Raw genomic sequence first — 19,559 nt, 5'->3', positions numbered from 1 at the left:
ATCTCCGATGCCGTGGCATCGTTACGCCAATATCTATGACCGGGTGGAAGTCCCACTCGACCAACGGGATTGGCCGAACGCAAGGATCACCGCTGCACCTCTATGGGTGCCCGTGGACCTGCGTGACGGCAACCAGGCGCTGGCCGAGCCGATGGACCCGGAGCGCAAGCGCGAGTTCTTCGAACTGCTCGTCGCCATGGGCTACAAGGAAATCGAAGTCGGGTATCCCTCGGCGTCGCAGACCGATTTCGACTTCGTCCGGTTGATCGCCGAAACCGATATCGCACCACCGGACGTCACTATCGTGGTCTTCACCCCGGCCCGGCGTGACCTGATCGAGCGCACGGCCGAATCCATCCGCGATATCCGCAACGACGTGGTCATCCATATGTACACCGCGACCGCCCCGGCCTGGCGAAACACTGTGCTGGACAAGAGCCGTCACGAGTTGCGCGAGCTGATCCTGGCCGGCGGCCGCGATGTGCTCGAGTTCGCCGGTGACCGGCCCAACACGCGATTCGAATTCTCTCCGGAGGTGTTCAACCTCACCGAGCCGGACTTCGTGCTCGAGGTCTGCGACGGTATGACCGAACTGTGGCAGGCGACCCCCCAGCGCCCGGTGATCCTGAATCTGCCTGCCACTGTGGAGGTCGCCACCCCCAACGTGTACGCCGACCAGATCGAGTACATGCACCGCAACCTCTCCCGCCGCGACAGCGTCGTCCTCTCGGTGCACCCGCACAACGATCGAGGAACGGGGGTGGCCTGCGCCGAACTGGCCGTGCTGGCCGGTGCGCAACGCGTCGAGGGTTGCGTCTTCGGCAACGGTGAACGCACCGGCAACGTCGACATCGCGACGCTGGCGCTCAATCTGCTGGCCCAGGGGGTCGATCCGATGATCGACTTCTCCGATATCGACGAGATCGCCCGTACGGTCGCCCACTGCACGCGGATGTCCATTCACGAACGCCACCCGTATGTGGGCGACCTGGTGCACACCGCGTTCTCGGGCACCCATCAGGACGCCATCAAGAAAGGCTTCGCCGAGCACCGGGCCCGCGCCGAGGCGACAAGCCGTCCCGAATGCGAAATCGATTGGCGGGTACCGTATCTGCCGATCGACCCGGCGGATGTCGGCCGAACCTACGACGCGGTGATCCGGGTCAACTCACAGTCGGGCAAGGGCGGTATCGCCTACTTGCTGCTGACCGAGTACGGGCTGGATCTGCCGCGGCGGCTGCAAATCGACTTCGCCCGTCACGTGCAGGGCCACACCGACGAGACCGGTTCCGAGGTGACCGCAGCCGAGTTGTACGACCTGTTCGAATCGGTCTACCTGGCTCGGCAAGGACCGGTTGAACTCAAGGACTGGAACACCAGCAGCGACGGGTCGACGGCGATCACCCTCGTTGTCGACGGCCGCGACCACCTCAGCATGCACCGCGACATCGGTCCGGTCGAGGCACTGACCCGCGCGCTGGCCGGGATCGGTCGGCCGGTCGAGATACTGGGCCTGACACAGCAGTCGATCGGCGCCAGCGCCGTCACCTATCTGGAGTATCGGCGCGGCGACGTGACCGGGTGGGCCGGTGGCCGCAGCGATTCCGTGCTGGCCGCATCGATGGCCGCGGTGCTGGTGGCCGTCAACGCGCCCTGAGTGCCTCGAGCGCCTTGTCGGCATGCGTGTCCATGCTGACCTCGCTGGCGATCACGTCCAGGATCTTGCCGCTGGGGTCGATGACGAACGTGGTGCGCTTGACGGGCATCAGTTTGCCCAGCAGGCCGCGTTTCACGCCGAAGCTGGTGGCGACGGTGCCGTCGGCATCGGAGAGCAGCGGGTAGTCGAACTTCTGCTTGTCGGCGAACTGCGCCTGCTTGTCGACGCTGTCGGTGCTGATCCCGACGCGCTGCGCGCCCGCCGCGGTGAACTCGGCAGCCAGATCCCGGAAGTGGCAGGCTTCCTTGGTGCAGCCCGGCGTCATGGCTGCGGGGTAGAAGAACAGCACCACCGGTCCCTGCGCCAGGAAGTCGCTGAATCTCCGATCGGTGCCCGTCTGGTCAGGCAGAACAAAGTCCTCGACAACGTCGCCCCGTTTCATGGCTACCTACGCTACGCCCGGACTTCACCGCCGGTCTGGGAGGATGGGACCGTGCAAGCCAACGCTCAGGCCGTCACCACCGCGCGGGAGGACTTCCGCGTGCTCGCGGCCGAACACCGCGTGGTCCCGGTGACCCGCAAGGTCCTCGCCGATAGCGAAACGCCGCTGTCGGCCTATCGCAAGCTGGCTGCCAACCGGGCGGGCACCTTCTTGCTCGAGTCGGCAGAAAACGGCCGCTCCTGGTCGCGATGGTCGTTCATCGGGGCCGGCGCGCCGTCCGCGTTGACCGTGCGCGATGGGGAAGCGGTCTGGCTGGGCAGCATCCCGCAGGACGCGCCCAGCGGTGGTGACCCCTTGACCGCACTGCGTGCGACGCTGGACCTGCTGTCCACGGCCTCACTGCCGGGGCTGCCGCCGTTGTCGTCCGGCATGGTCGGCTTTTTCGCCTACGACTTGGTCCGCCGTCTGGAGAAGCTGCCGTCGCTGACCGTCGACGACCTTCAGTTGCCCGACATGCTGATGCTGCTGGCCACCGATATCGCTGCTGTCGACCACCACGAAGGCACGATCACGCTGATCGCCAATGCGGTGAATTGGAACGGCACCGATGAGCGCGTCGACGAGGCCTATGACGACGCGCTCGCGCGATTGGACGTGATGACCGAGGCGCTGGGCCAGCCGCTGCCCTCGACGGTGGCGACCTTCGACAGACCCGAGCCCCGTCACCGCGGCCAGCGCACCGTCGCCGAGTACGAGGCCATCGTCGAAAAGCTGGTCGGCGATATCGAAGCCGGTGAGGCCTTTCAGGTCGTTCCGTCGCAGCGGTTCGAGATGGACACCGCCGTCGACCCGATCGATGTCTACCGGATGCTGCGGGTGTCCAACCCCAGCCCGTACATGTATCTGCTGCACGTGCCGGATGACCAAGGCGGAACGGCGTTTTCGATCGTCGGATCCAGCCCGGAGGCGCTGGTCACCGTGCAGGACGGCTGGGCGACGACGCACCCCATCGCCGGGACCCGTTGGCGCGGGGCAACCGAGGAAGAAGACCAGCTGCTGGCCAAGGAACTCCTCGAGGACGAGAAGGAACGCGCGGAGCACCTCATGCTGGTCGATCTCGGCCGCAACGATCTGGGCCGGGTCTGCGTGCCGGGCACCGTGCGGGTCGAGGATTACAGCCATATCGAGCGGTACAGCCACGTCATGCACCTGGTGTCCACCGTCACCGGGCTGCTGGCCGAGGGCCGCTCCGCGCTGGACGCGATCATTGCCTGCTTCCCGGCGGGAACCCTGTCCGGTGCGCCGAAGGTGCGTGCGATGCAACTCATCGAAGAGGTCGAGAAGACCCGCCGCGGTCTGTACGGCGGCGTACTGGGCTACCTGGATTTCGCCGGAAACGCCGACTTCGCCATCGCGATCCGTACCGCGCTGATGAAAGACGGCACGGCCTATGTACAGGCCGGTGGGGGTGTGGTGGCCGATTCCAACGGGCTCTACGAGTACAACGAGTCCGCCAACAAGGCCAAAGCGGTGCTCAACGCGATCGCCGCCGCCGAGACCCTGGTTCCAGCGTCCCGTTCCGTCGGCGATGGCTGACACCGATCGCGAGCAACGGGGCAGACGGATGATCCGTGTCGCCCAAGCGCTGCTGGTGGTGGCCAGCCTGGCCCTATGGGTGGGCGCGCGGCTGCCGTGGGTGGTGGTGAGCTCGTTCGACGGGCTCGGCCAACCCAAGTCGGTGACGCTGTCTGGTGGCGCCTGGTCGACAGCCCTGCTGCCACTGGCCCTTCTCCTGCTGGCGGCCACAGTCGCGGCGCTCGCCGTCCGCGGTTGGCCGTTGCGGCTGCTGGCGGTGCTGGTTGCCCTGGTCAGTGCCGCAACGGCCTATCTGGCGATCAGCCAGTGGGTGATCCCCGACGTCGCGATCCGCGCGGCCGACCTGGCTCAGATCTCGGTGGCGTCGCTCGTCGGCGTCGAGCGACGCTATCTCGGTGCCGCCCTCACGCTAGCCGGCGCACTGTGCACGCTGGTGGCGGCGTTTTTGCTGATGCGTTCAGCGGCGACCGGGCGGGCCGCGACGGCCAAGTACGTCGCCCCTGCGGCGCGTCGGTCGGCGGCGCGCTCGGAGATTGCAGAGACCCCCGCGGCCTCGTCGGCTGACCTGTCTTCTGATCCGTCTTCGAAGCCCGCGATGTCGGAGAGAATGATCTGGGACGCGCTTGACGAGGGCAACGATCCGACGGACCGGCAACCCGGGTCTGACGTGGGTTCTGTCTGACAGGGGCGGTTATCGGCGATGCGCCTGCGGCGGCTACCCTTCAGAGGCGTCATCGGGATGCCGGTGGGGGAACCGCGGGAGTTTTTGCGACGCGGGGAGTACAGGGAAGGGAACGACAGGCATGAGTTCGGCAACAGTGCTCGACTCCATTCTTGAAGGAGTCCGCGCTGACGTTGCCGCTCGTGAGGCCGCCGTCAGCATGACCGAGATCAAGGCAGCGGCCAACGCAGCCCGGCCGCCGCTGGATGTGATGGCGGCATTGCGTGAGCCGGGCATCGGCGTGATCGCGGAAGTCAAGCGAGCGAGCCCGTCCCGCGGCCAGTTGGCCACCATTTCCGACCCGGCCGATCTGGCCTGCGCCTATCAGAGCGGCGGTGCGCGGATCATCAGCGTGCTGACCGAAGAACGTCGCTTCCATGGTTCGCTCGCCGATCTGGACGCGGTACGCGCGGCGGTCTCGATTCCTGTCCTGAGGAAAGACTTTGTGGTGCGGCCATACCAGATTCACGAGGCGCGGGCGCACGGCGCCGACATGCTGCTGCTCATCGTCGCCGCACTTGAGCAGCCTGCGCTGGTCTCGATGTTGGACCGTACCGAATCATTGGGAATGACCGCTCTCGTCGAGGTGCACACCGAGCAGGAGGCCGACCGTGCCCTACAGGCGGGCGCCCGGGTGATCGGGGTCAATGCCCGCGACCTGAAAACACTCGAGGTCGATCGTGACTGCTTTGCCCGGATCGCACCCGGCTTGCCCAGCGACATCATCAGGATCGCGGAATCGGGTGTCCGCGGCACCGCCGACCTGCTCGCCTACGCCGGGGCCGGCGCCGATGCGGTCCTGGTCGGCGAGGGTCTCGTGACCAGTGGGGATCCACGTAGCGCAGTCGCCGACCTGGTGACGGCCGGGACTCACCCGTCCTGCCCAAAGCCGGCCCGCTGAACTCCTGACGCTTAGGCACGAATGATGTCTGATTTCACAACTCCTGAACTTCCACGCTCAAGCGCGGCCATCGCCGAACCCACGGTGCACGATCCCGATGCCCGCGGTCATTGGGGTGTCTACGGCGGACGGCTGGTGCCCGAAGCGTTGATGGCGGTCATCGAAGAGGTGACCGCCGCCTATGAGAAGGCGCGCTCCGACCAGACGTTCCTCGACGAACTGGACCGGTTGCAGAAGCACTACACCGGTCGGCCGTCACCCTTGTATGAGGCCACCCGGCTCGCCGAACATGCCGGTGGAGCGCGGCTCTTCCTGAAGCGGGAAGACCTCAACCACACCGGATCTCACAAGATCAACAACGTGTTGGGGCAGGCGCTGCTAGCCAAGCGAATGGGTAAGACCCGAGTGATCGCCGAGACCGGCGCCGGTCAGCACGGTGTGGCCACCGCCACGGCGTGCGCGCTGCTCGGCCTGGAGTGCGTGATCTACATGGGCGCGTTCGACACCGCCCGTCAGGCGCTCAACGTGGCACGGATGCGTCTACTCGGTGCCGAGGTGGTTTCCGTAGAGTCGGGTTCGAAGACTCTCAAAGACGCGATCAACGAGACGTTCCGCGACTGGGTTGCCGACGCTGACAACACTTACTACTGCTTCGGGACCGCGGCCGGCCCGCACCCGTTCCCCACCATGGTGCGCGATTTCCAGCGGGTCATCGGGCTGGAGGCGCGGGCACAGATCCTGGACCAGGCCGGTCGGCTGCCTGACGCGGTCACTGCGTGCATCGGTGGCGGTTCCAACGCCATCGGCATCTTCCACGCCTTCATCGACGATCCCGACGTCAAGCTGGTCGGCTACGAGGCGGCCGGTGATGGCGTCGAAACCGGAAGGCATGCAGCGACATTCGCCGGAGGCTCCCTCGGCGCCTTCCAAGGTTCGTTCTCCTACCTGTTGCAGGATGACGACGGGCAGACCGTCGAATCGCATTCCATCTCGGCAGGCCTGGACTATCCCGGTGTCGGCCCCGAGCATGCCCACCTCAAGGACCGCGGCCGCGCCGACTATCGGCCGATCACCGACAGCGAGGCGATGGACGCGTTTGGGCTGTTGTGCCGGACCGAAGGCATCATCCCGGCGATCGAATCCGCGCACGCGGTGGCCGGTGCGCTGAAGCTGGGTCGCGAGCTGGGGCTGGGTGCGATCATCGTGATCAACCTGTCCGGCCGCGGCGACAAAGATGTGGAAACGGCCGCCCAGTGGTTCGGTCTGATGGACGGGGGAGCCGCGGGATCATGACCGTTCAGCAGAGTGACCTCCATGAGACTCGCGGTTTGGCAGCGACATTCGCACGCTGCAGACAGGACAACCGTGCCGCGCTGATCGGCTACCTGCCCACCGGCTATCCGGATGTGGACACCTCGATCGAGGCGATGACCACGCTCGTCGACGCCGGTTGCGACATCATCGAAGTCGGGGTGGCGTACTCCGACCCCGGAATGGACGGGCCGACCATCGCCGCGGCCACCGAGGCGGCGCTGCGCGGCGGTGTACGCGTGCGCGATGCACTGCGGGCAGTGGAGGCCATCAGCGCTGCCGGCGGCCGCGCCGTGGTGATGACCTACTGGAACCCGGTGCTCAAATACGGGGTCGACGCGTTCGCCCGTGATCTCGCCGCCGCGGGTGGGCTTGGGCTGATCACCCCTGACCTGATCCCCGAAGAGTCGCAGGAATGGTTCGCCGCGTCCGACAAATACGGACTCGATCGCATCTTCCTGGTGGCGCCGTCGTCCACCCCGGAACGCCTGGCCAAGACCGCAGAAGCGTCGCGCGGGTTCGTGTACGCGGCTTCGACGATGGGTGTCACCGGTGCCCGCGACGCGGTATCGAACAGCGCACCGGAACTGGTGGCGCGGGTCAAAGCGATCTCCGACATTCCGGTCGGAGTCGGACTCGGAGTGCGCTCGCGCGAGCAGGCCGCTGAAATCGGTTCGTACGCAGACGGTGTGATCGTCGGTTCGGCGCTGGTGTCGGCACTGACCGAGGGCCTTCCCGCGGTGCGGGCACTGACCGAAGAACTGGCGGCCGGAGTCCGGCAGAGAGTCTCTGGGGTTTCTGGGTGATAACCACCACGTTGGCTTACTTTCCCAGCCCCGCACAAGGTGTCTGGCATCTCGGCCCCATCCCGATTCGGGCGTACGCGCTGTTCATCATCGCCGGCATCATCGCCGCGCTGGTGATCGGTGACCGCCGCTGGGCGGCCCGCGGCGGCGAGCGCGGCGTCATCTACGACATCGCCCTGTGGGCAGTGCCGTTCGGCCTCATCGGTGGCCGGCTCTATCACGTGATCACCGATTGGAAGACCTACTTCGGCCCCGAAGGTGCGGGACCTGTTGCGGCGTTGAAGATCTGGGACGGCGGACTCGGGATCTGGGGGGCGGTGGCGCTCGGCGCCGTCGGTGCTTGGATCGGCTGCCGGAGCCGCGGTATCCCGCTGCCCGCCTTCGGCGACGCGATCGCTCCCGGCATCGTGCTGGCGCAGGCGATCGGCCGGCTCGGCAACTACTTCAATCAGGAGCTCTACGGCCGCGAAACCACCGTCCCGTGGGGGATGGAGATCTTCTACCGGCAGGACCCGTCGGGCATCCTTGACGTGCACTCGTTGGCCGGTGTCTCGACCGGCAAGGTCGCGGGGATCGTGCATCCGACGTTCCTGTACGAGTTGCTCTGGAATCTGCTGGTTTTCGCGCTCCTGATCTACTTCGATCGCCGTTTCAGGATCGGGCACGGCAGGCTCTTCGCGATGTACGTGGCCGGCTATTGCGTGGGCCGGTTCTGGGTCGAGCTGATGCGTGATGACGTCGCCACCCAGATCGCCGGGATCAGGGTGAATTCGTTCACCTCGACATTCGTGTTCATCGGCGCCGTGGTGTACATCATCTTGGCGCCGAAGGGTCGCGAAGATCCGGAATCCCTGCGCGGACACGCCGAGGACGGCGAGTCGGTCGTCGAGGAACTGAGCAAGGAGTTCGTCGCAGTGGCGGCCACCACCGGAGTCGTTGCCGCCGCGACTGCCGCCGGCCGCGAGGACGAACCCGATCCGGAGCCCGCCGAGGATACGCCGGAACCGGTGGTCGATACCGACGCTGCTGATGATGAGACGACTGCCATCGCGGTGGTGGAACCGGAGTCGGTTCCCACTGATGCCGACGATGTTGAGTCCGATCCCGAGGACGAGGCGCTCGTCGAGGCCGAGGCCGCTGCGCCCGGGGTCGAAGCGGAGACCGCCGCGGTCGCCGAGGATGCCGATCTCCTCGACGAAGACCATGACCCGGTCGACGAAGAGGACCTCGAAGGTCTCACCGGTGATGCGCCCGTGACTGGTGCACCGCTTTCCGAGCAGGCAGAAGAGCTCGACGAGTCCGAAGACGACGAGTCCGAAGACGACGACGAACCCGAGTTGGTAGCCGCCGCCGAGGTTGCGTCGGATTCTGAGGACGACGAGACGCCCGCCACCGCCGAACCTGAGGTTGATGACGAGGACGAGGACGGGGCGCTCGTCGAGGCCGAGGCTGCTGCGCCCGACGTCGAGACCGAAACGGCCGCAGTCGCCGAAGACGAGGATCTAGCCGACGAGGATCACGACGCGGTCGACGAGGAAGACCTCGAAGAAACCGCTGTCGCCACGGGCGCGGGCGAGCCGGTATCGGAGCAGCAGGAAGAGCTCGACGACACCGAAGACGACGACACCGAAGACGACGATCCGGAGCCGGAAGCCGCGTCCGACCCTGAATCGGATGCTGCGGAGACCAGCGACTCGGAGGCGTCATCATCTGATGACGCCGGTGCAGAAGAGGCTTCTGGGGAGGCGGTTGAACCGGAGCCCGAGAAGCCGGTAACCCCGGCTGTTACGGCGACTCCGGCAGACAGCGGCAAGCAGTCGCGGTGGGCGCGCTTTCGTCGACGCTGAGTATCACCAGCCGTTCGACCCCGGTATGCCCTTGAACGGGCCGACCACCCAGCTGGTGATCCAGCCGCCGTAGAAACCGCCCGGCTGCGGAACAACGGTCTCGCCGTTGACTGTGCAGCGGTCAACCGCGGCCGCCATCACCGCCACGGCACCGGCCAGCGCCTCGAAGCCCGAGGTCGGGCTGAGATACGTCCAGGCCGCACGCGGAGCAACCGCAGTCGCGGACACCAGATCGAAGTAGCTGGCCGCGCCCTTCCACTCACACCATGACGAGCCCGCCGCTGGGCGCAGCACGCCATCGGAGAACGCCTCCGCCGGCAGGTAGTACGTCGGCGGGTGGCTGGTCTCCAGCACCCGGAACCCGGTCCGGGTCGATGCGATCACCTCTCCGCCCAGTTCGACGGTGATCGAGCCCGCGAAGGTCTCCAGGCGCGGCGGCCGCGGGTAATCCCACACCGACTCCTGTCCTGGACGGGGTGGTTCGGGTGTTGGTCGGCGCGTCATAATTCCAGCGTACGAACCACCTCGAGAGCATCGGCTCATGGAGCCCCGCTTCTGGCATGCTGTGACCTATGACCGACCCGCAGTCCGGTGCCAACTCCAACGAGGGCTACCCGCTTCCGCCGTACACCGGCGGCGACTACCCGCCGCCCGCAGGGCACTACCCGCCGCCAGGTCAGTACCCACCCCCAGGTCAGTACCCAACCCCGGGTCAGTACCCACCCCCGGGTCAGTACCTGCCGCCGGGTCAGTACCCGCCGCCAGGCGCTTACTACGACCCGGCTGCTCCTTTTGGACGTGACCCGCTCTCCGGCGAGCCGCTGTCAAACAAGTCCAAGGTCATCGCCGGTCTCCTCCAACTGATCGGGCTGTTCGGCATCCTGGGTATCGGTCGCATCTATGTGGGGCAGACCACTTTCGGTGTCGCTCAGCTGGTCGGTTGTTTGATTCTTTCAGTCGCCACCTGCGGGGTTGGTGTTCTTGTCCCCATCGTCTGGGCCATCGTCGACGCCGTCCTGATTTTCGCCGGCAACACCCGTGACTCGCAGGGCCGGCCGCTGCGTGATGGAACCTAACGGCTCTCCGTCGTCACTCCGGATCGGGCGCCTCACGGCGCTCGGATCCGGAGTCATCTTCGCGGGAGCCTTGACCTACGTAGGTTTGGTCGACCCGCACCGGCCAGGGTCCCTATTTCCGGTGTGCCCATTCAAGATGCTCACCGGTTGGAACTGCCCGGCCTGCGGCGGACTCCGGATGACACACGACCTGTTGCATGGCGATATCGCGGCTGCGGTGGTCGACAACGTCTTCCTGCTCGTCGGTCTGCCCGCGTTGCTGGCCTGGGTCCTGCTGCGCTGGCGCCAGGGCAAGCGGGTGATGACCACCCCCGCGCTGGTCGTCGTCGCCGTGTTGGCCGTGGCGTGGACCGTGGCGCGCAATCTGCCCGGTTTTCCGCTGGTCCCGACGGTTCTCGGCGGGTAGTCCCGCCATCTCGCTGTTACACTCGACCTTCGGCGGTCCACTGCGTTCATGAAACGCGTATCGCCGTTGTCGGGCCGGTGCAGTCCCGGATATCACACGTAGGACTGCGGCCGATCAGCGAGCTGAGCGCCCCTGGCGCACACCAATTCTGACGCCGCAGGACAGACTGCGGAGGTGCGTTGAAGATGCTGTTCTCGGCGGTGCCGGAGGCACAGGGGTTGTACGACCCCAATCAGGAGCACGATTCCTGCGGTGTCGCGATGGTCACCGATATCAAGGGCCGTCGCTCGCACTCCATCGTCGCCGACGGTTTGATCGCACTCGAGCACCTCGAACACCGCGGTGCTGCCGGCGCCGAGCCGAACAGCGGTGACGGCGCAGGCATCTTGCTTCAGCTTCCCGTCGAGTTGCTGCGCGAGGTGGTGGATTTCGCCTTGCCCGGACCGGCTGTCGACGGCGCTAACACGTTCGCCGCTGGTATCTGCTTCCTGCCGCAGGATCTCGTCGCACGGGCCGCCGCCCAAACCCGGATCGAGGAGATCGCTGCCGATGAAGGCGTCGAGGTCCTGGGCTGGCGGCCGGTACCCGTGGACCCGGAGGGCGCCGATATCGGTGCCACCGCGTTGGGTTGTATGCCCTACATGGCCCAGCTCTTCGTCGCCGCCCCGGAGCAGAACGGCAGCCGACTGTCCGGGATCGCCCTGGACCGCAAGGTGTATCCGTTGCGCAAGCGCGCCGGGCATGCCACCCCCGAGAGTCTGGCCGCAGGCACCGGCATCTACTTCTCGTCCCTGTCGTCGCGCACCATCACCTACAAGGGGATGCTGACGACGATGCAGCTCCCCAAGTATTTCGAGGATCTGCGCGACGAGCGGTGCATGAGCGCTATCGCGATCGTGCACAGCCGGTTCTCCACCAACACGTTCCCGTCGTGGCCGCTGGCCCACCCGTTCCGGTTCGTCGCGCACAACGGCGAGATCAACACGGTCCGCGGCAACCGAAACCGGATGCATGCCCGCGAGGCCATGCTGGAGAGCGCCGTGATCGGCGGAGACCTGTCCCGGCTGTCACCGATCTGCACACCCGACGCGTCGGACTCGGCGTCGTTCGACCAGACGCTGGAACTGCTGCATCTCGGCGGCCGCAGCCTGCCGCACGCGGTGATGATGATGATTCCCGAGGCGTGGGAGAACAACTCCACACTGAGCCCGTCGCGGCGGGCGTTCTGCCAGTTCCACGCCTCGATCATGGAGCCATGGGACGGTCCGGCGTGCGTGACGTTCACCGACGGCACTGTGGTCGGGGCGGTGCTGGACCGCAACGGTCTGCGCCCGGGTCGGTGGTGGCGCACCATCGACGACCGGATCATCTTGGCCAGTGAAAGCGGAGTGCTCGACGTGCCCTCGGCGGAAGTGGTGGCCAAAGGTCGCCTGGAGCCGGGAAAGATGTTCCTGATCGACACCGCCGAGGGCCGGATCATCTCTGACGACGAAATCAAAGATCAACTGGCAGAAGAACATCCCTACGACGAATGGCTCCACGCCGGTCTGGTCGACCTGACGACGCTGGCTGACCGCAGCCGAGTTCAGCCCAACCATGAGTCGGTGGTCCGCCGCCAGATCTCCTTCGGATATACCGAGGAAGATCTGCGCATCATGCTGACGCCGATGGCGGCCTCCGGCGGTGAGCCGCTCGGATCGATGGGCACCGACACACCCACCGCGGTGCTCTCGCAGCGGTCGCGGCTGTTCTACGACTACTTCGTGGAACTCTTTGCCCAGGTGACCAACCCGCCCCTGGATGCGATCCGTGAGGAGATTGTCACTTCGATGGCCCGGGTGATGGGACCCGAGCAGAACCTGCTGGACCCGACGGCGGCGTCGTGTCGGCAGATCATGCTGCCCTGGCCGGTGCTCGACAACGACGAGCTCAACAAAATCGTCCATATCAACGACGACCACGAGCATCCCGGCTTGAAGACGACGGTGCTGCGCGCGCTCTACGACGTCGAACGCGGCGGCGACGGGTTGTTCGACGCCATCGAGGAGCTTCGGATCCGGGCGTCGGAAGCCATCGCGAAAGGCTATCGGACGCTGGTGATCTCGGATCGCGATTCCGATCACACCCGGGCGCCGATCCCGTCGCTGCTGGCGGTATCCGCCGTCCATCACCACCTGGTCCGCACCAAGGAACGCACCACGGTCGCGCTGGTGGTGGAAAGCGGTGACGCCCGAGAGGTCCACCACATCGCACTGCTCATCGGGTTCGGCGCCGCGGCGGTCAACCCGTATCTGGCGTTCGAGTCGATCGAGGACCTGATCCGCGAGGGTGAGCTGACTGGCATCGAAACCGCCACGGCAGTACGCAATTACCTCAAGGCTCTGGGCAAGGGTGTGATGAAGGTGATGAGCAAGATGGGCATCTCGACCGTCGGCTCCTATACGGCTGCACAGGCTTTCGAAGCGATTGGGCTGGACAAGGCCGTCGTCGACGAATATCTGACAGGAACAGTCAGCCAGCTCGGCGGTGTCGGCCTCGACGTCATCGCCGAGGAGGTCAAGCTGCGCCACCGGAGGGCGTATCCCGAGAACCCGACCGAGCGGGTGCACCGCCGGCTCGAGGTGGGCGGTGAGTACCAGTTCCGTCGCGAAGGCGAACTGCACCTGTTCACTCCGGAAACGGTTTTCCTGCTTCAGCATTCGACGCGGACCGGGCGGCACGACGTCTTCGCGAAGTATTCCGAGGAAGTCGATCGGCTGGCCCGTGAGGGCGGTGCGCTGCGCGGTCTGTTCGGTTTCAAGACCGGCCTGCGGCCTCCGGTGCCGCTGGAGGAAGTGGAATCCGCCGACGCCATCTGCACCCGGTTCAACACCGGCGCAATGAGCTACGGCTCGATCTCGGCGGAGGCCCACGAGACGATGGCGATCGCCATGAACAACCTCGGTGGCCGGTCCAACTCCGGTGAGGGTGGTGAGGATGTGGATCGGCTCTACGATCCGCGCCGGCGCAGCGCCGTCAAACAGGTGGCCTCGGGACGCTTCGGTGTCACGAGCGACTACCTGGTCAACGCCTCCGATATTCAGATCAAGATGGCCCAGGGCGCCAAACCGGGTGAGGGCGGTCAGTTGCCCGGGTACAAGGTGTATCCGAACATCGCCAAGACGCGGCATTCCACTCCGGGGGTCGGTCTGATCTCCCCGCCGCCGCACCACGACATCTATTCGATCGAGGATCTGGCCCAGCTGATCCACGACCTGAAGAACGCCAACTCGGCGGCCCGTATCCACGTCAAGCTGGTCAGCTCGGTGGGTGTCGGCACTGTCGCAGCCGGCGTTTCCAAGGCGCACGCCGATGTCGTACTGATCAGTGGCTACGATGGCGGCACCGGCGCCGCGCCGCTCACGAGCCTCAAGCACGCCGGTGCACCGTGGGAGATCGGGCTGGCCGATACCCAGCAAACACTGGTGCTCAACGGTCTGCGTGATCGCATCACCGTGCAGTGCGACGGCGGTATGCGCACCGCCCGCGACGTGATCGTGGCCGCCCTGCTCGGTGCCGAGGAGTTCGGCTTCGCCACCGCGCCGCTGATCGTGTCGGGCTGCATCATGATGCGGGTCTGTCACCTGGATACCTGCCCCGTCGGGGTCGCGACCCAGAATCCGGAGCTGCGAGCCAGGTTCAACGGCAAGCCGGAATTCGTCGAGAACTTCTTCCGGTTCATCGCCGAAGACGTCCGGAAGTATCTGGCCGAGTTGGGCTTCCGCAGTATCGACGAGGCGGTTGGGCATGCCGAGACGCTCGACACCGAAGCCGGCGTGGCGCACTGGAAGAGCAAGGGGCTGGATCTGAGCCCGATCTTCCGGGTTCCTACCGACTCTCACGGCGTGAAATTGCCCCAGCGCCACCGCGTCCGCGATCAGGAGCACGGCCTGGAGTTCGCGTTGGACCAGACCCTGGTTGCCCTGGCCGAGGGTGCGTTGGAGGACGCCCACAAGGTGGTGCTGGAGCTGCCGGTGCGCAACGTCAATCGCACCGTCGGAACACTGCTGGGCTCCGAGGTGACCCGTCGCTACGGGGCCCAGGGCCTGCCGTCGGACACCATCACGGTCAAGCTGACCGGATCGGCCGGCCAGTCCCTTGGTGCATTCCTGCCGCCCGGTATCACCATCGATCTGCTCGGCGACGCCAACGACTATGTGGGCAAGGGTCTTTCCGGTGGCCGGATCATCGTGCGGCCACCCGACGATGTGCTGTTCCTGCCGGAGGACAACGTGATCGCGGGCAACACGTTGATGTACGGCGCCACCTCGGGCGAGGTGTATCTGCGTGGCCGGGTGGGGGAGCGGTTCTGTGCCCGTAACTCCGGTGCGCTGGCAGTGACCGAGGGCGTCGGAGACCATGCCTGTGAATACATGACCGGCGGTCGGGTCGTCGTTCTGGGTGAGACCGGCCGCAACATGGCGGCCGGCATGTCCGGCGGTATCGCCTATGTCCTGGGCCTGGACCCGGCGAAGGTGAATCCCGCGATGGTGGAACTGCAGCGCCTCGAACCAGAGGACCTGACTTGGCTGCGCGAGGTGATCGCCAGGCATGCACAGTTCACCGGCAGCACTGTCGCCACCTCGGTGCTGGCCGACTGGCCACGGCGCAGTGCCCAATTCACCAAGGTCATGCCCACCGACTACCAGCGGGTGTTGCAAGCCACCCGGATGGCCAAAGCTGAAGGGCGCGATGTGGAAGCGGCGATCATGGAGGCGACACGTGGCTGACCCCCAGGGATTCCTGCAGGTTGCGAAGGTCGAGGCAGCCAAGCGACCCGTCGACGAGCGGGTCGGTGACTGGCGCGAGGTGTACGAACGCCAGGATCCGCACGAACGCGCCGGCGAGGTCAGTCAGCAGGCCCGGCGCTGTATGGACTGCGGAATACCGTTCTGCCACTCCGGAACTGCGGGCTGCCCACTGGGCAACCTGATTCCCGAGTGGAACGACCTGGTCCGTCGGGGCCGGTGGGACGCCGCGAGCGACCGCCTGCATGCAACCAATAACTTTCCCGAGTTCACCGGACGGTTGTGCCCCGCGCCGTGTGAGGCGGCCTGTGTGCTGTCCATCGGTGAGGAGCAGACCGGCGGCAGCGTCACCATCAAACGGATCGAACAGTCGATCGTCGACCAGGCCTGGATGGACGGCACCATCGAGCCGCAACCCGCGGCGATCTCGACAGGCAAGAGCGTCGCGGTCGTCGGCTCGGGTCCGGCCGGACTGGCTGCAGCCCAACAACTTACGCGCGCGGGCCACCATGTGACGGTGTACGAGCGCGATGACCGGCTGGGCGGACTAATGCGCTACGGCATCCCGGAGTACAAGCTGGAGAAGTCGACGCTCAATCAGCGGCTGGCCCAGATGCGGGCGGAGGGAACCAGGTTCGTCACGGACTGCGAGGTGGGCGTCGATCTGTCCGTCGACGAGCTGCGGGCCCGTTTCGATGCGGTGGTGCTGGCGGTCGGGGCTCTGCGCGGCCGCGACAACGAGGTTGAAGGCAGACACCTCAAGGGTGTGCACCTGGCGATGGAGCACCTCGTTCCGGCGAACAAGGAATGCGAGGGGGACGGGCCGTCGCACCTTTCCGCGGCGGGCAAACACGTGGTGATCATCGGTGGCGGCGACACCGGTGCGGACTGTCTCGGCACCGCGCATCGGCAGGGTGCGGCGTCGGTGACGCAGCTGGACTACAACCCGGAACCACCCGAACAACGCGACGCCGAACGGTCACCGTGGCCGGCGTGGCCGCTGGTCCTGCGTACCTCGCCCGCGCACGCCGAGGGCGGTATGCGCCGCTATGAGGTCGCGGTGCAGCGGTTCATCGGCGACGACGACGGCAACGTTCGGGCGATGGAGATCGCGGAGGTCCGGGTCACTCGCGACGCCGAGGGACGGCGCTCCATCGAACCCGTCGGCCAATCGCTGGAAGTTCCGTGTGACCTGGCGCTGCTTGCCATCGGCTTCGAGGGCGTGGAGCACATGGCGTTGCTCGACGGACTCGGGCTGGAACTCAACAGGCGCGGCGCCCTGGCGTGCGGGTCGGACTGGCAGACCACAGCGCCCGGTGTTTTCGTCTGCGGTGATGCCCACCGGGGTGCCTCACTGGTCGTCTGGGCGATCGCGGAAGGGCGCTCGGCCGCCCACGCGGTCGACACGTTCTTGATGGGCGAGTCGGACCTGCCGGAGCCCGTTCGGCCGTCGGCATTGCCGCTAGCAGTGGTCTGACATGGCGCGTGAGTGTAGAGATCGCCAACTCCATCTGTATCGGTCGAGAAGGATCGTCAGCGCGACTATGCTCGGGCGTCGTGAGTAGACGCGGGAAGATCGTTTGTACGCTCGGACCGGCCACTGGGTCGGATGAATCAGTCAGGGCTCTTGTCGAAGCCGGGTGCGATGTTGCCCGCCTGAACTTCAGCCACGGTGACTATGCCGACCATGAAGCGGCCTATAAGCGGGTACGGGCCGCCTCCGACGTGACGGGCCGTGCCGTCGGCATCATGGCGGACCTACAGGGGCCGAAGATTCGGCTGGGCCGGTTCGCCGACGGACCGACAGTTTGGGCCAACGGCGAGACCGTGCGGATCACCGTCGAGGACATCCTCGGAAACCACGACCGGGTGTCGACCACCTACAAGCGGCTGGCGCAGGATGCGGCACCCGGTGACCGGGTCCTGGTCGATGACGGCAACGTCGGTCTGGTGGTCGAGCACATCGATGGTGACGACGTGGTCTGCACGGTCACCGAAGGTGGCAAGGTCAGCAACAACAAGGGCATGTCGCTGCCCGGAATGAATGTGTCCGCCCCCCCGCTGTCCGAGAAAGACATCGACGACCTGGAGTTCGCGCTGCGCCTCGGTGTCGATCTGGTGGCTTTGTCGTTCGTGCGGTCGCCGGCTGATATCGAGCTGGTACACGAGGTGATGGATCGGGTCGGTCGCCGGGTCCCGGTGATCGCCAAGCTGGAAAAGCCGGAAGCCATCGACAACCTCGAGGCGATCGTGCTGGCGTTCGACGCGATCATGGTGGCCCGCGGCGATCTCGGTGTCGAGCTGCCGCTCGAAGAGGTGCCGCTGGTGCAGAAGCGCGCCATCCAGATCGCGCGTGAGAATGCCAAACCGGTCATCGTCGCCACCCAGATGCTGGAGTCGATGATCGAGAACTCCCGGCCCACCCGGGCGGAGGCATCCGACGTGGCCAACGCGGTGCTCGACGGTGCCGACGCGGTGATGCTGTCCGGCGAGACCTCGGTCGGTAAGTTCGCGCTCGAAGCGGTCCGCACGATGGCTCGTATCGTGTCCGCGGTCGAAGAGAACTCCACCGCAGCTCCTCCGCTGACCCACGTCCCGCGTACCAAGCGCGGCGTGATCTCGTATGCGGCCCGCGATATCGGCGAACGACTCGACGCCAAGGCACTGGTGGCATTCACCCAGTCCGGGGACACCGTCAAACGCCTGGCCAGGCTGCACACCCCGCTGCCGCTGCTGGCGTTCACCGCCCGTCCAGAGGTGCGCAGCCAGCTGGCGCTGACCTGGGGAACCGAGACGTTCATCGTCCCGCATATCGACACCACTGACGGCATGATCCGGCAGGTCGACAAGTCACTGCTGGATCTCGGCCGCTACAAGCGCGGCGATCTGGTGGTCATCGTCGCCGGCGCTCCACCGGGCACAGTAGGCTCGACCAACTTGATCCACGTGCACCGGATCGGGGAGGACGACCACTAACCGCCGAGTCGACCGACTAGTTTTGGGGGATCGGGCGCCAGTGAGCGACTTCGAGGAGCTGCTGGCAGTTCTCGACCTGCGGCGCACTGGGGACGACACCTTCGTTGGTAGTCATCCCAGCAAGAACCCGGTCCGGACGTTCGGTGGCCAGATGATGGCGCAGGCGCTGGTGGCGGGTAGTCGGACGCTCAAGCACGAGCAGCCGCCGAGTGCGCTGTCGGCGCATTTCATCGCCGGCGGCGACCCGGAGAAAGATCTCGATTTTCACGTGGTGCGGCTGCGCGACGAGCGTCGCTTCGCCAACCGCCGCGTCGACGTCATGCAGGACGGCGCGCTGCTGAGCAGCGTGATGATCTCCTTTATGTCCGCCGGACGTGGGCTCGTGCACGGGGTCACCGCACCGGAGGTGCCCGACCCGCAGGGGTTGCCGAAGATCGGCGAGCTGCTCGAGGGTTATGAAGAGATCGTCCCGTTGTTCGCCGGCGCGTTGCGGCCCATCGAGTGGCGCTACACCAACGATCCGGCGTGGGTGATGCGGGACAAGGGTGGCCGGCTCGAACACAATCGGGTCTGGATGAAGTCCGAGGGGCAGATGCCGGCCGACCCAGTGCTGCACAACGCCGCATTGGTTTATTCCTCGGACACCACGATCCTCGATTCCATCATCACCAGGCACGGGTTGTCCTGGGGCTGGGACCGGATCTTCGCCGTGACCATGGACCACACGGTGTGGTTCCATCGCCAGGTCCAGTTCGACGAGTGGGTGCTGTACTCGACGACATCGCCGGTGCTGAACGATTCACGGGGGCTGGGCACCGGCCATTTCTTCGACGCCGCGGGACAGATGATCGCGACTGTCGTCCAGGAGGGCATCGTGAAGCATTTCCCGGGCGCCAGCCAATAAACGTTCCGCAACGGGATCGTCAAATCCGGTAGATCCGCAGCTAAGCGTGATACATCAGCAGTTGGGGGCATAAGACGTTTCGGTGACGTTGTTTGCATAGGCAAACGAATGGGCTGATACGGGGAGGTC

Annotated in this window: 15 protein-coding genes; 13 read left to right on the top strand and 2 right to left on the bottom strand. The window is 66.0% G+C overall.

All coding sequences use genetic code 11. The features are described from left to right. Positions 1 to 7 precede the first annotated feature (7 nt). Positions 8 to 1,657 (top strand): 2-isopropylmalate synthase, encoded by a 1,650-nt coding sequence (locus H7J73_RS12185; RefSeq protein WP_435405487.1) that lies wholly within the window; start codon positions 8 to 10, stop codon positions 1,655 to 1,657. On the opposite strand, the gene H7J73_RS12180 is transcribed toward H7J73_RS12185, so the two are convergent. Then, a complete protein-coding gene (locus H7J73_RS12180) occupies positions 1,644 to 2,099 on the bottom strand; it encodes a peroxiredoxin (protein ID WP_264067629.1) in 456 nt (151 codons plus the stop codon). The genes H7J73_RS12185 and H7J73_RS12180 overlap by 14 nt on opposite strands. 51 nt (positions 2,100 to 2,150) lie before the next feature. Between H7J73_RS12180 and H7J73_RS12175 the strand changes: the two genes are divergently transcribed. The 6 genes from H7J73_RS12175 to lgt all read left to right on the top strand — a co-directional run bounded on the left by H7J73_RS12175 (position 2,151) and on the right by lgt (position 9,281). Further along, positions 2,151 to 3,695: an anthranilate synthase component I gene (locus tag H7J73_RS12175; protein ID WP_264067628.1), complete on the top strand. Its 1,545-nt coding sequence runs from the start codon at positions 2,151 to 2,153 to the stop codon at positions 3,693 to 3,695. Positions 3,696 to 3,723: 28 nt separating this feature from the next. After that, positions 3,724 to 4,377: a TIGR02234 family membrane protein gene (locus H7J73_RS12170; RefSeq protein ID WP_264067911.1), complete on the top strand. Its 654-nt coding sequence runs from the start codon at positions 3,724 to 3,726 to the stop codon at positions 4,375 to 4,377. A 121-nt stretch (positions 4,378 to 4,498) separates the two neighbouring features. Beyond that, positions 4,499 to 5,317: an indole-3-glycerol phosphate synthase TrpC gene (gene trpC, locus H7J73_RS12165; protein WP_264067627.1), complete on the top strand. Its 819-nt coding sequence runs from the start codon at positions 4,499 to 4,501 to the stop codon at positions 5,315 to 5,317. A 24-nt stretch (positions 5,318 to 5,341) separates the two neighbouring features. Beyond that, positions 5,342 to 6,610 carry a tryptophan synthase subunit beta gene (trpB, locus tag H7J73_RS12160; RefSeq protein ID WP_264067626.1) on the top strand — a complete coding sequence of 423 codons (1,269 nt, stop codon included), beginning with the start codon at positions 5,342 to 5,344 and terminating at the stop codon, positions 6,608 to 6,610. Continuing rightward, the gene (gene trpA / locus H7J73_RS12155) at positions 6,604 to 7,434 is read left to right on the top strand and encodes a tryptophan synthase subunit alpha (RefSeq protein WP_435405486.1); all 831 of its coding nucleotides are present in this window, start codon (positions 6,604 to 6,606) and stop codon (positions 7,432 to 7,434) included. Before trpB ends, trpA begins: the two co-directional genes overlap by 7 nt. Beyond that, positions 7,431 to 9,281 carry a prolipoprotein diacylglyceryl transferase gene (gene lgt, locus H7J73_RS12150; RefSeq protein WP_264067623.1) on the top strand — a complete coding sequence of 617 codons (1,851 nt, stop codon included), beginning with the start codon at positions 7,431 to 7,433 and terminating at the stop codon, positions 9,279 to 9,281. Before trpA ends, lgt begins: the two co-directional genes overlap by 4 nt. Before the next feature lie 3 nt (positions 9,282 to 9,284). Here lgt and H7J73_RS12145 read toward each other — a convergent pair whose 3' ends face one another. Further along, positions 9,285 to 9,785, bottom strand: a complete 501-nt coding sequence (locus H7J73_RS12145) for a DUF427 domain-containing protein (protein WP_264067622.1) — start codon at positions 9,783 to 9,785, stop codon at positions 9,285 to 9,287. Between the two features lie 68 nt (positions 9,786 to 9,853). Here H7J73_RS12145 and H7J73_RS12140 point away from each other — a divergent pair, with 68 nt between their 5' ends. From H7J73_RS12140 to H7J73_RS12115, 6 genes are all read left to right on the top strand, one after another. After that, the gene (locus H7J73_RS12140) at positions 9,854 to 10,357 is read left to right on the top strand and encodes a TM2 domain-containing protein (protein WP_264067621.1); all 504 of its coding nucleotides are present in this window, start codon (positions 9,854 to 9,856) and stop codon (positions 10,355 to 10,357) included. After that, positions 10,347 to 10,763, top strand: a complete 417-nt coding sequence (locus tag H7J73_RS12135; RefSeq protein ID WP_264067910.1) for a DUF2752 domain-containing protein — start codon at positions 10,347 to 10,349, stop codon at positions 10,761 to 10,763. The genes H7J73_RS12140 and H7J73_RS12135 overlap by 11 nt, the downstream gene beginning before the upstream one ends. 185 nt (positions 10,764 to 10,948) lie before the next feature. Beyond that, a complete protein-coding gene (gltB, locus tag H7J73_RS12130) occupies positions 10,949 to 15,532 on the top strand; it encodes a glutamate synthase large subunit (RefSeq protein WP_264067620.1) in 4,584 nt (1,527 codons plus the stop codon). Then, a complete protein-coding gene (locus H7J73_RS12125; protein WP_264067618.1) occupies positions 15,525 to 17,027 on the top strand; it encodes a glutamate synthase subunit beta in 1,503 nt (500 codons plus the stop codon). Before gltB ends, H7J73_RS12125 begins: the two co-directional genes overlap by 8 nt. A gap of 80 nt (positions 17,028 to 17,107) precedes the next feature. Next, positions 17,108 to 18,526, top strand: a complete 1,419-nt coding sequence (gene pyk / locus H7J73_RS12120) for a pyruvate kinase (RefSeq protein WP_264067617.1) — start codon at positions 17,108 to 17,110, stop codon at positions 18,524 to 18,526. A 40-nt stretch (positions 18,527 to 18,566) separates the two neighbouring features. Further along, positions 18,567 to 19,430, top strand: a complete 864-nt coding sequence (locus tag H7J73_RS12115) for an acyl-CoA thioesterase II (RefSeq protein WP_264067616.1) — start codon at positions 18,567 to 18,569, stop codon at positions 19,428 to 19,430. The last annotated feature ends 129 nt before the right edge of the window (positions 19,431 to 19,559 follow it).

It is taken from the genome of Mycolicibacterium komossense, from assembly GCF_025822605.1.
In the GTDB taxonomy this organism is placed as follows: domain Bacteria; phylum Actinomycetota; class Actinomycetes; order Mycobacteriales; family Mycobacteriaceae; genus Mycobacterium; species Mycobacterium komossense.
This window is presented reverse-complemented; position numbering and strand designations above follow the sequence as displayed.

Coding starts and splice junctions, on each gene's coding strand:
- H7J73_RS12185 (WP_435405487.1), top strand. CDS start 8: ATGCCGTGGCATCGTTACGCCAATATCTATGACCGGGTGGAAGTCCCA.
- H7J73_RS12180 (WP_264067629.1), bottom strand. CDS start 2,099: ATGAAACGGGGCGACGTTGTCGAGGACTTTGTTCTGCCTGACCAGACG.
- H7J73_RS12170 (WP_264067911.1), top strand. CDS start 3,724: ATGATCCGTGTCGCCCAAGCGCTGCTGGTGGTGGCCAGCCTGGCCCTA.
- trpC (WP_264067627.1), top strand. CDS start 4,499: ATGAGTTCGGCAACAGTGCTCGACTCCATTCTTGAAGGAGTCCGCGCT.
- trpB (WP_264067626.1), top strand. CDS start 5,342: ATGTCTGATTTCACAACTCCTGAACTTCCACGCTCAAGCGCGGCCATC.
- H7J73_RS12145 (WP_264067622.1), bottom strand. CDS start 9,785: ATGACGCGCCGACCAACACCCGAACCACCCCGTCCAGGACAGGAGTCG.
- H7J73_RS12140 (WP_264067621.1), top strand. CDS start 9,854: ATGACCGACCCGCAGTCCGGTGCCAACTCCAACGAGGGCTACCCGCTT.
- H7J73_RS12135 (WP_264067910.1), top strand. CDS start 10,347: ATGGAACCTAACGGCTCTCCGTCGTCACTCCGGATCGGGCGCCTCACG.
- gltB (WP_264067620.1), top strand. CDS start 10,949: ATGCTGTTCTCGGCGGTGCCGGAGGCACAGGGGTTGTACGACCCCAAT.